Origin of the sequence: Actinomadura sp. DC4, from assembly GCF_030406325.1 — a bacterium.
Lineage (GTDB): Bacteria > Actinomycetota > Actinomycetes > Streptosporangiales > Streptosporangiaceae > Actinoallomurus.
Window position 1 is genome coordinate 305,583 of sequence record NZ_JAUEQY010000008.1, and the last position, 12,714, is coordinate 318,296.

At 63.2% G+C, this 12,714-nt stretch carries 10 protein-coding genes, 1 tRNA gene and 1 pseudogene; 2 read left to right on the forward strand and 10 right to left on the reverse strand.

The annotated features are described in order from the left end of the window. Positions 1-2 precede the first annotated feature (2 nt). A complete protein-coding gene (locus tag QWU11_RS16335) occupies positions 3-1,148 on the forward strand; it encodes a CU044_5270 family protein (RefSeq protein ID WP_290109076.1) in 1,146 nt (381 codons plus the stop codon). A gap of 84 nt (positions 1,149-1,232) precedes the next feature. Here QWU11_RS16335 and QWU11_RS16340 read toward each other — a convergent pair whose 3' ends face one another. The 8 genes and pseudogenes from QWU11_RS16340 to QWU11_RS16370 form a co-directional block, all read right to left on the reverse strand. Next, positions 1,233-1,691 (reverse strand): C40 family peptidase, encoded by a 459-nt coding sequence (locus tag QWU11_RS16340; protein ID WP_290109080.1) that lies wholly within the window; start codon positions 1,689-1,691, stop codon positions 1,233-1,235. After that, on the reverse strand, positions 1,688-2,707 hold the full coding sequence (locus QWU11_RS16345; protein ID WP_290109083.1) for an integrase core domain-containing protein: 1,020 nt from the start codon (positions 2,705-2,707) through the stop codon (positions 1,688-1,690). Before QWU11_RS16345 ends, QWU11_RS16340 begins: the two co-directional genes overlap by 4 nt. Before the next feature lie 1,047 nt (positions 2,708-3,754). Continuing rightward, complete coding sequence (locus tag QWU11_RS16350) at positions 3,755-4,147, reverse strand: hypothetical protein (RefSeq protein WP_290109084.1); 393 nt, start codon at positions 4,145-4,147, stop codon at positions 3,755-3,757. Between the two features lie 957 nt (positions 4,148-5,104). Next, positions 5,105-5,863: pseudogene (locus QWU11_RS47315) on the reverse strand (integrase core domain-containing protein); the annotation flags it as partial. Between the two features lie 39 nt (positions 5,864-5,902). Further along, positions 5,903-6,277 (reverse strand): integrase core domain-containing protein, encoded by a 375-nt coding sequence (locus QWU11_RS16355; protein ID WP_290109148.1) that lies wholly within the window; start codon positions 6,275-6,277, stop codon positions 5,903-5,905. Next, positions 6,240-6,689, reverse strand: coding sequence for a hypothetical protein (locus tag QWU11_RS16360; protein WP_290109085.1), 450 nt, complete (start codon positions 6,687-6,689; stop codon positions 6,240-6,242). The genes QWU11_RS16355 and QWU11_RS16360 overlap by 38 nt, the downstream gene beginning before the upstream one ends. Before the next feature lie 488 nt (positions 6,690-7,177). Further along, positions 7,178-7,290, reverse strand: a tRNA-Lys gene (locus QWU11_RS16365). A 161-nt stretch (positions 7,291-7,451) separates the two neighbouring features. Beyond that, positions 7,452-7,688: a hypothetical protein gene (locus QWU11_RS16370; protein WP_290109086.1), complete on the reverse strand. Its 237-nt coding sequence runs from the start codon at positions 7,686-7,688 to the stop codon at positions 7,452-7,454. 150 nt (positions 7,689-7,838) lie between these two features. Here QWU11_RS16370 and QWU11_RS16375 point away from each other — a divergent pair, with 150 nt between their 5' ends. Continuing rightward, entirely contained in the window at positions 7,839-8,489 is a 651-nt protein-coding gene (locus QWU11_RS16375; protein ID WP_290109087.1) for a hypothetical protein, read from the forward strand. Here QWU11_RS16375 and QWU11_RS16380 read toward each other — a convergent pair. Both QWU11_RS16380 and QWU11_RS16385 read right to left on the reverse strand, forming a co-directional pair. After that, positions 8,478-11,357, reverse strand: a complete 2,880-nt coding sequence (locus QWU11_RS16380) for a tetratricopeptide repeat protein (protein ID WP_290109091.1) — start codon at positions 11,355-11,357, stop codon at positions 8,478-8,480. The two genes, QWU11_RS16375 and QWU11_RS16380, sit on opposite strands and share 12 nt — an antisense overlap. 56 nt (positions 11,358-11,413) lie before the next feature. Next, on the reverse strand, positions 11,414-12,691 hold the full coding sequence (locus QWU11_RS16385) for a restriction endonuclease (RefSeq protein WP_290109092.1): 1,278 nt from the start codon (positions 12,689-12,691) through the stop codon (positions 11,414-11,416). Positions 12,692-12,714: the final 23 nt, after the last annotated feature.

The window sequence follows — 12,714 nt, forward strand, 5'->3', positions numbered from 1 at the left end:
CGATGGATGAGCTGACAGTGGTGGGCGAATTCTTGAGCGAGGAGCGGCCGGCTCCTGCGCGAACCATCGCCGAGGCCCGGCGGCGCCTGACGGACGAGACCATCAAACGCCGTCCTCGCCTCTACCGGCGGGACAAGCCGAGCCCGAGGATCGCGGTGATCGCGGTGGCGACCGCGGCCGTGGTCACGGTCGCTGCCGGTGTTCACTACGCGTGGACGACCCGCCCCTTGTATCACCCCGAGCCGCTCGCCGGACAGACCGGACCGGCCAGCCGTTTCTTGCTCGCGGCGGCCGACGCCAAGGCCCGTCACGTCACCGAAGGACGGCTGTGGTACGTGCACACGGTGAACGAACGCGCCGGGGTGGTGCACTCCGAGCATGAGCCTGGGGTCCGCTACACCCTTGAACTCGTCCAGGGGCATTACCTGATTGCAGCCAAGACCGAGGACGGCCTCGGCAAGAACTGGTCCGCCGAAAGCTGGGCCGACCGCGAAGAACAGCTGCACGTCAGGCCGGCCAGTGCCGCCGACCGCACGGCATGGGACCACGACAAGAGACCTCCTGGGGTGACCCCCGTGGGGCCGACCGATGACGAGGATCCGGATGAGCCGAGGCGCGGACCGACAAGGTCGGAGGGAGCCGTACTCGATTTCGGCGTCACCCAGGCCCGCAGGCTTCCCTCCGACCCGGCGAAGCTGCGCGCGTGGCTGCTCAACTACGCGACCAAGTTCGACCACAAACGACTGCGGTACCCGGACCTGTACCTGTTTACGAACGCCTCCTCGCTCCTCATCGACGAGCCGGTCCCTGACCAGGTGCGAATCGCCACGTACCGGGTCCTCGCCAGCTTGAAGGGTGTGCGCATCGTCACGGCCACCGACGCCTCCGGCCGTACCGGCCAGGCGGTCACCATGCGAGAGACGACCCGGGAGAACGGAACCATCGACTGGCAACTCTTCATCGACCCCTCGACGGGACAGCTCACCGCCAGCCAGGCCGTCGTCGTGAGACCCGGCACCGAGAACTCCGAGCTACGGCCAGGTACCCGGCAGTTCTCCGAAGTGGTGAAGCAGGCCGAATGGACCAACGCGCCGGCCGACCAGTTGAGGCCAGCGTGGGTACGCGCGAACGAGCCACGAAATCCCTAGGGATAGCTCAGAACGTCCGAATAGGGGCGCCCGTAAGGCTCGTGTGTCCTTGGTCACGCGAGCCTTACGGCGCGATCCATCGGTTCACTCGGGTCGGCCAAGTATCGGACTCCGGCCGGCCGGCGGGAGATCTCGGTCAGTCGTCGGGGGAGTCGTACGCCGGGTGTACCACGCCTCGCTCAGGCTGGAGACCTTCACCACATCACCGGTGTGCGGCGCCTGGAGGAACTTGCCGTTCCCGATGTAAAGGCCGAGGTGCCCAAGGCTGTGGAAGAAGACCAGGTCTCCCGGCTGCAGTTGCGACTTGGAGATGTGCCGACTGACGTCGTACTGGTCGGGCACCCAGTGGTTGAGGTTCATGCCCACCTGCTTGTAGGCCATCATCGTCAACCCCGAGCAGTCGAATGAGTTCGGCCCGGCACCGCCCACGACGTACGGCTTGCCGAGCTGCGCGCAGGCGTACTTCAGCACCTGTGGGGCTTCAATATTCGGGTTGGGCCGTGAGCAGGAGGTTCGCGTCGATCTCAGGGCGGTGCGCGTCATGCGGCGTTGCGGTATTCGTTGATCAGACCGCCGAGTAGTCGCGTCCCGTGGATGGTGACGTTGTCGTCGGTCGAGATCATTTGTGGTGGGGGAGCGGGCGGTCGCTGGGCGAGGGAACGATGCGGGCGGCGACCGTTGAAATGGCCCTCGTAGATCTTCCGGACGGCTTCCAAGTGGCGCTGGGAGAAGATCAGTAGCCGGTCGGTGCACTCGCGGCGGACACTCAAGATCCACCGTTCGGCGAAGGCGTTAGCTTTCGGAGCCTGGGGAGGAGTGCGTAGCACTCTGATGTCGGCTGCGGTGAAAACGGTGTCGAAGGCGTTGGTGAATTTGGTGTCCCGGTCGCGGATGAGGAAGCGGAAACCTTGAGCGCGCTCGTCCAGGTCCATCAGCAGATTCCGGGCTTGCTGCGTCACCCACGCACCGGTTGGGTGGCGGTTGACGCCCAGGACGTGGACACGGCGACTAGCGATCTCGACCACGAAGAACACATAGATTCGCTGGAGGAAGACGGTGTCGACGGTGAAGAAATCACAGGCCAGGACACCGGCCGCCTGAGCGCGCAGGAAGGTGATCCAGGAGGTGTCGGTCCTGCGTGGCGCGGGGTCGACACCGGCTTGATGCAGGATCCGCCAGACGGTCGCGGCCCCGACCCGGTAACCCAGCCCGAGCAGCTCACCCTGGATCCGCCTATGTCCCCAGGACGGATTTTCCGCGGCTAGGCGCAGCACGAGCTGGCGGATCTCGGCGCGGATCGGTGGTCGTCCCGGTGTCTTGTGCGGGTAGGCCCATTTTCTGGCGATTAGTTCGCGGTGCCACCGCAACAACGTTGCCGGCGTTACGACGAATGCGTTCCAGCGGACCCGTGGCAACAGTCGCGATGAGGCGGCGAGCAGCGCTCGGTCCGCGGGCTCAAGAGCTGGACGGTTGACTTGCCGGCGCAACACCGCGAGTTGATGGCGCAGCACGAGGATCTCGGTGTCCTTGGCGGCGTCACCGCGGATCCGCAGCAACATCACACCGAGAGTGTTCCGCGTCAGGCCGTACAACAGCGACCACACCATGGCGATCCAGCCTGCCCGACGTTCGCGTGATCTCGCTGAGAAACCAGCAGGTCAGTGCTCAAATCGGGGTTCTGGAGCCCCACAAGCACAGCCCAGATTGAGCTCGTGCTCCGTGGCTTAGCCATCGCGATTGTTCCTCTGCACGCCGATGCTCAAATATGCATCACAACCTGCACCAATGCCAGAAAACAGGAGGTCACATGAGCCGTTCACCGTTGCGCCCACACGACATGCCCAAGGGCGCGCTTGCGGAGCTCGAGCGAGCCGAACCGGCGACGGCTACGACGGCGAGGGGACCGGCGAGACCCTCGATGCCGCGGCACTCGCGGCCATCCGCTACGCCGACAAAGCATGAGTAACGGGGCGCCGTACGGGAGGTAACTAGAGAACCGGCGTTCTCGCTAGTCGCCGTCCGTGAACATTTTGGGCCCCGGCGCAGTCGTCGACCTCGAGCCCTCGCTGGTGCCGCCAGGTCGTCTACCGACCCGCGCCCTGCAATGGAGGCCTCCCTAAAAGAACAGTGTAAGTTGGACGAGCCTCGTGATGGTGAATCTGGTGATCGTGGCACGCCTGTGATGACCACTACCGTGTCAACGTCGTCCCCATCAATTGCTGACCTGCGGATTTTCGAGGTGTCGCACGTCGGCGGTGATTGATGGCACTTCTTCACGTCCGTTCGAGACGGTTGAGGAATGGTTCGTGCTCCCGGTGCTCCGTGCTTCCAACGGGAGCACGGAGCACGAATCGAGGAGCGGCCGGGGCGGCGTCGCGCTGGCAGACCTGGTGGTGGATGTGTCGATGGGCGTCTCAACCAATGAAACGGCGCTGACCCGACCGGCTTGCGGCGTGAGATCTGGGCGACCGCCGATTATGTTTGGTGCCCCATCCTAGTGCTCTCATCGATCGACTCTTTGCGGGTGCGCCCAGCGCGGATCCGCCGAGGTCTGCCGGGCTGTCTTGGTCGAAAGTGAACTAAGGGCGTCAGGTGCAAACGGTTCCTCAGAGACCGGCCAGGACAGAGGTTGCCACCGCGCGCGCCACCTGGTTCTCGAACTTCGCTCCCCACGCGGGGTCGAGACCCAGCGAGTATTCGCGAGCATCTCCTTCGATGAAGAAGTAGCCCATGGTGGATTGGTGCCTTGTAACAGAGCTGAGCTGCCACGCGACGGCCTGTGGGCGAGGTGCTACGAAGATGAGACGCTTGCCGGTCACGACGAGAAGGCAAGACGTCGGGGCGTCCTTTTGGGTCGCAGCGGGAGAGATATGACGCACCGTCTCATCGGGGTTGAGATTGGTGTTAAGGAATTCTAGAGATTGACTGCAGGACGTGAGCGCTTCTTGTTTCATGTTCGGGGGGAGTTCGTCGAGCGCGTTTTGGATGTCTGGCCTCATCTGGGCCTCCTCGATCATAGCTATCATGCGAACGCCGGTATCTCTAGGTGTCGCGGGCACAGGGGTTTCTCTAGACTGAGGTGGACTCGTATCCCCCGGCTCGTGAGAGAAGAAGCGATCCAGATCGCGCATGGGTCGTTCACCGGCGGGAGCATGGGGGGCTGGGATCGTGCGGTGACCGGACGACCGGTCGGGAAACACCTCGTCCAAGTTGCGCATGGGTCGCTCTCTGCTGGTAGGCGGCGGGGGGCGGCTCATGCGTTGATCAGCCGGCGCGTCGGGGAAGAGCTCGTTTAGGTCCCTCATCGCTGGCTGCTTGATCGGTGGGTGGGGGTAGCTCATGGCGGTGGTTGAGGGCCGGGCAAGGGGGTGAGGATTGTGGCGAGGGTGGTTGCACTGGTTTGGTTTCTGGACCGAACGTAAGAAGATCGTGACGGGCCAGGCCAACCCGATTTGGCCCGCCCAGGACAAGCCAGGCTCGCCCTGCCTGGGCAGAACGCCGTGACGACGCAAGTAATAACGTTTCGCCGTTATGGATGCGACGATCAGGTAGCCGAGCAGCAAGATCAAGATAAGCCACCCCATGGAGCCCCCTTCGCCATAAAGGACCTGTTTGTCCAGTCTTATAGATGACTTCCGGCAACGACGAGCAGATGGCCGGATTGGGATCCAAAATCTTCTGTCGCCACGGTCACTACGTAGCTCGATCGCTGTATAGCCATCGGGAACCTACCTCTACCTGCGGAGATGCGTCCACCGTTGTCCAGGGTATCCACGGAAGTCTAGAGTCGTTGTCACGCAGTTGGTCGATCAAAAGTGGCCACTCTCGGTCTGACCTATGACCCCGGGTTGTGTCCTAATAGCCGGTGGCGTTGACTCTGGACGCGAAACAACGGTGGGGCAAGTGTGCCGTGCAGTGTCATATCACCTAGCGCGACCAGCGGTGCAGGTTGAGATTTAGTGTTCGCCTCTTCGTTTTCGCTCCTCGTACTGTCTAGCGAGACGTTGTCTCCTCTCCGTTTCCGCGTTCCTTTCCTCTATATATGACAATGCTCGGGTGTAGATCTCTAGGTCGATGCCTGTACGAGGCCAGGTCTCCTTGTCGCTATCGTGATCTCCGGCATGGAGCTCCTCCTTTTTACATCTACCGAATAGTATTCCTCGTCGTGCGTCGCAGCGATCCGACATAACGCTCGCCCATCTCGGCGGCCTTCGGAACGGCGTATGATTAAAACTACGCGTGTTGCCGACAGTAAGTGGAGCACCCAACTGACGCAATCCCCGAACTCGGGGTAACTGGCCGCACCGGACTCGCGCAGCCAGTTTGGACGATTTCGGACTGTGATCTTGTGAGTTTCTGTCGTGCAGCTCGGGGGGCGGTAAACGCGTGTCCGTGACTCCCTGTGAATCCCCTCGATCGCCTATCTGACGGTGTGGGGCTCGAACTCTGATTACGTACGCGACCTGCGAGTATTCATTGATCAGGCCGCCGAGGATCTTTCGGCGGGTGACCCTTGTGTGTTGGATGTTCGCCACACAGGGGCGAGGTTCTGGCGCGGTTTGTCGGAGCGATCGGTGGGGGCGGTGCTGGTTGTAACGCTGGATGCATTCGGTGAGCACGACCCGCAGGTGGCGTTCGCCGAAGATCAGAATTCGGTCGGTGCATTCGCGGCGGGCGGTGCCCACCCAGCGTTCGGCGATCGCGTTCGCCTGCGGTGCCTGTGGTGGCTGTGGGTGCCCGTAACTCGGCTACCCCTATGCGACCTGGGTGTATTCGTGGAGGAGGCCGCCGAGTCTGTCTCGTCGTGTGATCTTGATGTCGGCGTCGATGGGGTCTGGAAGTGCGCGAAGCGGACTGGCGTGGTTCAGGGTCCGGTGTGGGCGGTGGCTATTGAAATGGGACTCATACTCGGCGAGGACCTTGCGTAGGTGGTGGGCGTTCATGATGAGGATCCGGTCCAGGAGTTCACGTCGTACGCTGCCGACCCAACGTTCCATGATCGCGTTCATCCGTGGAGCCTGCGGTGCGGTGAGTACGACCCGGATCCCCTCGGCCCGGAAGACGAACATTGCGGTGAACTTCGCGTCGCGGTCACGAATCAAGAACCCTGAAGCCGCCAGCCCGATCACCCAGCTCAAGAATCAGATTCTTAGCCTGCTGGGCGACCCAGTCGGCGGTCGGGTTGGCGGTGACACCCAGGACATGGACGCGGCGAGTGGAGTGCTCCACGACGGCGAGGCAGTACAGCCGGGCGAGGGTGATCGTGTCGGCGTGGAAGAAATCGCAGGCCAAGATCCCGGACGCCTGGGCACGCAGGAACTCACCCCAACTCGGTCCGGAGCGTCGCGGAACAGGATCGATGCTGGCCTTGTGCAGGATCCTCCAGACCGTGGCAGCGCCTACCTTCCGACCCAGGCCGGCCAACTCCCCGGCGATTCGCCTGTAGCCCCACGCGGATTTTCCACCGCCAGGCGCAGCACCAACGCGTGGATTGTCGGTTTGGTCGGCGGGCGACCAGGCGTCTTGCGCTTGCATGTCCATCGCCGCCTCACCAGATCGGCGTGCCAGCGAAGCAGTGTGCCAGGAGTGACCAGCAGCCCTGCCCGGCGTGATTTCGGGAGCAGCCTGGCCAGCGCGCAGATCAGGGCCCGATCGGCCCACGATGGCCGAGGCCGGGGGGCCTGACGGCGTAAGACGGCCAGTTGGTGGCGGAGCACCAGGATCTCAGCGTCCTTGGAGGCGCCCGAGCGGGGGAGCAGGGCAAGGGCGCCGAGGACCCGGATGAAGATCAGATAGACCAGTCGCAAAGCCACGAACCCGTACTCTGCCGCTCCCAGACCGTATCTGCGCGCCGAACGAGAATCCCAGGTCACAACCGGTGGCCCAATTCTGGGCACCCACAGCATTCCCTCGAAGGTCACGTTGCACAAGATCGCGACCGAAGAGCACCCAGGGAGCACCCACACTCCCGAAAGGATCAACACAAGGTCTCTCAAGGGAAAGAAACCACAGGTCAGCGGCAAGATGAGTGGTAGGGCGCCCGGGGCTCGAACCCGGAACCTATGGATTAAAAGTCCACAGCGCCTATGTCATATCGGTTTGTTCAGTGCCAGCCTTTGCCGATTCGTCCGTGCCTCGCCCGATTCCCACACCGTGTAGTGGCGCTAAGTGACGGGCGGTACCGCGACGTTCGAGCAAACAGCGAGCAAACATAGCGTCGATGCGTTGGCGTTGCTCCGCGCTGGCAGTATCGGAGGCAGCCTAAGTGGTGCGGGCGAAATTTTATCGGCACGTACAATCGTGCTAGAGGGCCCAACCGATCGTGGAAAGGACGGCGTAGATTTCGTCGAGCTCGACTTCGTACTTATCCTCGAGCATCTGGCTAAAGACGTCCTCTGGCTCCCAGGAAGGGTTTAGCTTCTTCAGTTCTGCGATTCGGTCCTGTACTTCCTTAGGAACGTTCTGGATGTCGACAATCCTTCGGTCGGCACGTTCAATGTTCTGGTGTTGTGGATTGTAGGTGTCGTCGTCATAGACCATGTGGAGCTCCCCGCGCCAGGTTCCACCTAGACGTTAGAAATGCGTTCGCTGCAGGTCCATGACCAGATTTTGCGCTGATGCGACCGCGTAGCGGCGTGTATCTGCCAGGTACCGCCACCCTGGCGAGTCATGTTCCCTAGGGTGGCAACGGTGACCGTTCCTGTTGCGGTTGTGGACCCTCTGCCGATGTACCGGCAGGGGGTCGTCGCTGTGTTGTCCGCGGCAGGTCACGCCGTGGAGACGCCGTCTGACGTGCTCGAGTGGGTACGCCGTGTAGACCGGTCCATGGTGCTGCTGACGATTGAGTCCGAGTGTTCGTGGGACGTTCTCAGGCAGTTACATGACGTATCCGTGGCACATTTGGTAATCGCGCTTCTGGAGGAGCGTTCTCCCACGCTGGGGGCCGCGGCGTTACGGGCTGGTGCTAGTTCTGTGCTGTGGAGGGCGGTCACGGCGGCGACGCTGCGTCGCACCGTCGAGGCGACGATCGACGGGCAGACGGTGCTGCCTGCGGCCGTCACCGCTGTGTTGACCGCTGGTTCGGTCGCTGGCGGCGCGACGGGATGGTCCCCGCAGCTGGAACAGGTGGCGTGGTTGCGCCAGCTCGCGGCAGGGACGACGGTGGCGCGGTTGGCCGTTCAAGCCGGCTACTCGGAGCGAGCGATGTTCCGTCTATTGAGGGCGTTGTATGACCACATGGGAGTGGGCTCACGCACCGAGGCGATCATTCGGGCGCAAGAGCTGGGGTGGCTCGTCGATGTTCCGGTCGGCCCCGGTCACTCGGAAGTGTCAGCCCGCTGATCCCGTACCGCAGGCATCGATGACCTGTTGGAGGCGGCCTGGCCGTTGATCGCACTGGTCTAGCTGTGTGAGCAGGAATCTCATGCGATCAACGAGTACAGGTGTAGGGAGAGTCGTCAGGTCGCGGGCGGTCTGGAACGCCTCTATGGCCTTGTCGAGAGTCCCGTCTTGCGGATACTGGCCGCAGAGGGCGAATCCTCGGAAGTCCCAGGCGCCGAAGTCTTCACCGTCCGTGCTGATGCGCTTTGTCGCTTCCTCGTACAATTGCTGGAAGAGGGCTTCGGCCCTCCTGGTGTTGTTCCGCTGTCTCTGCGCCAGCGCGAGGAGCGCGAGGACGACCAGTGAACGTCCTGGGCGCCGGTAGCGGTATGCCCACTCGATTTCCCGAGCGGCAGCCGCTTGGTCTTCACGCGCTAGGTACGCCATGCAGGCCGTTGTTCGGGCCTGCATCAATGTGACTGGATCACTCAGCCGTAGGGCGTGCTCCACGGCTTGGGTGGATAATGTCAGGGCTGAGTCGATGTCTCCGGAGCTGAACCGCAGCTCTGCCTGACTGTCCAGGAAGGCACCAAGCAGCCACTCGTCGTTGCGACCGGTCGCGGCGCGTTCCGCAGCCCCGAGATATCGGATCGCGTCGTCTACAAGTCCGAGTTCGGAGTGCCAACGGGCCAGCTCGAGGTTGCATCGGAATGCTTGGGAGGCGGCGGAGCCGTCGGTGGATACCACGTCGAGTCGCTGGTGGATCCTAAGCGCCTCCTTGGCGCGCTCGATGGCTTCGTCGTACTTGCCTTGGTGTCGCAGGCAGTCGGCCAGCCCTTGCAACGCACCCATTAGGACTACCGGCTGGCCGTTCTCAAGGGCATCCTGACGAGCGAAATCGTAATAGTTGTATGCCTGCTGCGTTTCATTACGCTGCCAGTACATCGTGGCCAGATTGACGTGCAGTTTGGTTTTGTCCGCCTCGTCCTTACGAATTTCTGCGTAGTCTAGAGCTCGTCCGTATGCGTCGCTGGCGTCTCGAAGATCTCCACGCAAGCCGTAAAGGTAACCAAGCTGGTCATCGTTGGCCATCTCTAGGTGCGAGTCCCTCAGCTGGCCTTGCACTGCCTGGCGTTGCTCTAGTAACAGGTGGCCGCAGTTCCATTCCTGCAAAAACCGGTCGATCGACTCGATCACCGGATACGCGGCGGGGAAACGGCGAGATCGCAGTAGCGCTGCCAGTTCGGCGAAGTGAATTCGCAGATCGTCCACGTTGTGCACCGGTGCCGCCCGATGCCGACGCAGTTCGTACGCGGCGCGGTGCAGCAACTCCGACGGGGCGCGGTCCAATGCCTCGTTCAGGATCTGCTGAAGTTCCGACGTGGGCAGGTAGTAGAGGTCTGCTGTAGTGAGAACGATACGGCGGGCGACCAGTTGCCGCAGCCCGGTCTGGACGAGATCGGCGGAGATCTCGCCGGTGAGGATGGCGGCTACGGACTCCGCGCCGACCGGCACCCCGAATGCGGCCAGCGCCTCCAGGACACGTCGGCGTACCTGGCCTAGGCCGTCGAGGAGCATCTCGGCCAGTCGCTGTGGCACATCCTTGCGCGGCATCGCAGCGATCTGTCGGACGAGGGCTGGAGCGTCGACGTCGCTGTCGTTCAGGGCCAGGATGCCGTACGCGACGCTGGCGTCACGCGGGTTTCCGCGCAGCGCTCGACATAGGGGTCTGTGTAGCTCGGCGGGCAGCGTGGCCAGCCCGGAGGGGTGATGGCGATCGTGGGATCGGAGGTACTCCAGAAAGTACTCGTTCGGCAGGCCTGGTACACGGAACAGATCTGCATCTTCGCGCCAGGTGCTGGCCTGGCTTGACTCGGGAATCACGGAGCTGACGAGCACCAGGGTGACGTTGGCTCGGTCGGCCGTGGTCAGTATCTCGAATGCTTCGTCCAAGTCGAGGTCGGCCAACTGCCGGGTCCCGGGGTGCAGCAGGTTCTCGGCACGCTCGATGATGATCAGAACCGGTTCGTCGTCGAGCCTGCCTAGTGCCGCTTCGAATCGGGCGATCGAGGACTTGCCGAGCCGGGCAGTGTCGGCCGGCGTCGTCTCGCAGGTGAGGTCGTCGGTCAGCGTGCGGACGTCCAAAGGGATGCTGGGGATAGCCTCGTGCCGGTGGACCCGGGGGCGGTGCCCCGGATGCTCGATGCTTGCAAGAACCGCGTCGACGAGAGTCGTCTTACCGACACCGGGCTGGCCGTGCACGATGACGATGCCGCCTGTGTCTCGGGTCAGAACGGTCCGCAAACTGTCCTGCTCGTCCTCACGGTCCAGCATCGGCTCCGCTTGGCCAGTCGCTTCGGACTGTGGGACCAGCCGTCCGGACGCCGCCGCGTTCCCGCTCGTGCTGGGATCGGCGGTGGTGGTACCGGACTCCGGCGGGATCAGCGCATCGGGAGGCGGCGGCTCCGGCGCCTGGTGATAGTTGAAAGTGATATCACGGGCTCGAATCCATCCCGCGCCTGATCGCTCAGTCACATCGCCACCGATACCGTCCGGCCCAAGGCTGACATCTGGGCCGACAGGCGCGTCCGTACGGGCGCGCGCCACCGATGCCTTGTGCGTGACGACTGCGGCCGCACCGGCCAAGGCGATGTCCGCGACCAGCCACCCCCAGGCCAGTGAACCCCAGTCTCCATTGTTGAGAACCTGGTTGGTCGTCACCCCTACGGCGACCACCAACAGCACCGAAATGACATCCAGTACCCACACCCACCACGGCAACCGACCCTGCGGCCGCAGAATCCGGTTCCCGTGCCGTAATCCACCGCGCTCCGCCCCACCGGCATCCGCCGGCGCGGCGACCTCGTGCCCAGCGCCGTCAGTATCCACATTGCCACCCTAGGAACATCACCCAGCCCACCACGGCACAAATCACCACCAGATTGTCAGGAGCGCTTCTTCTTTCGGTTGTTCAAGATTCGGGCGGGGATGCTGTGTTGGTGGCAGAGGGCGAGCAGTCCACTGCCGTCGATGAGGTTGAGTGGTTTTCCGCCGGCGAATTTGTAGCTGTCGGGTCCGTATCCGGAGGTGGTGATCATGATGCCTTTGGTGGCGCCTTCGTGTTGAACGGTGCCCCAAAGGTCGCGGACGTGTGTGGGTTGGACGGTGTGGGTGTAGAGCTTGGCCTGGATGATGAATTTGCCGCCGGTGATGGGGTGGGGGTCGTAGGCGACGCAGTCCACGCCGCCGTCACCGCTTGCCTGAAACAGTTGGGTGTCGAATCCCATCTTGGCGAACAGGTTCTGGATGAAGGCTTCGAACTCTTTGGGCGTCAGGTCGAGCAGGTTGGGGCGTTTGTCGATGTCGGAGATGACGTCGACGGGATCGACGGCCCGGGGGTCGGCCATGCTGTAGGGCATCACGGGTTCGACGGGGATGAGTTCGTCCGGATGGGGGGAGACGTCGGCGAAGAAGTGCCGGCGGATGCAGGCGACCGGGTCGAACTTCGGTTCGCTGAGGACGAGAGGCGCGAACTGTTCCCGTGTGGCACGTAACGTGATCAAGTGTGGCTGGATTCGCTGGCCGGTCACGGGATCGACGGCGTGGACGCGGCCGTTGAACACGATGGTGCTGATCAGCTCGCCGGGATCGGCGTCGAACACCTCCCGGAGTGTCCGCAGCGCCACCTGCGCGATCACCCGCTGGTAAATCTGTCGGATCTCCGGCAGAGGCCGCGCGGTGGGTTCGACCGCTTTACGTGTCTTTACGTGCCGGAAACTCTTGTGCTGAGGGATGACCTCGACCGTTGGCAGGTACCACTCCACGGCCAGCAACGAAGACTCGGGAACGTATCCGGCGCGACGCTCGGCCGGAAAACCTGCTGGATAAGGCGACTCACGTAACACGAGTTCCATGTATTCGCTGACCGAATGCCGGTCGCCTTCGCGTAGACCGGCGGCGAGCTCGTCGAGGTGCATGTTGTAGGCGGAGGTGCCGCGCTGAGCCTCGGCCACCCGCTGCTCGTGTGCCTGGCGTGCCTCGACCACCTTCCGCTGTCGCTGGGACTCGCGCCGGCGATGCTCATCCTGCGCCTGGGCGAATTCCCGTTCGGCGTCGGCTACCGCTATCTCATAGCGTTGCTGCCCACCGAACATCCGTGCCAGTCCGCGGGGCGGTTCAGGCGCGAACTCCTCCCAACGCGGGGCACGTTCAGGCGCAGCCACCTCACCGAGATCAAGTGGTGGCA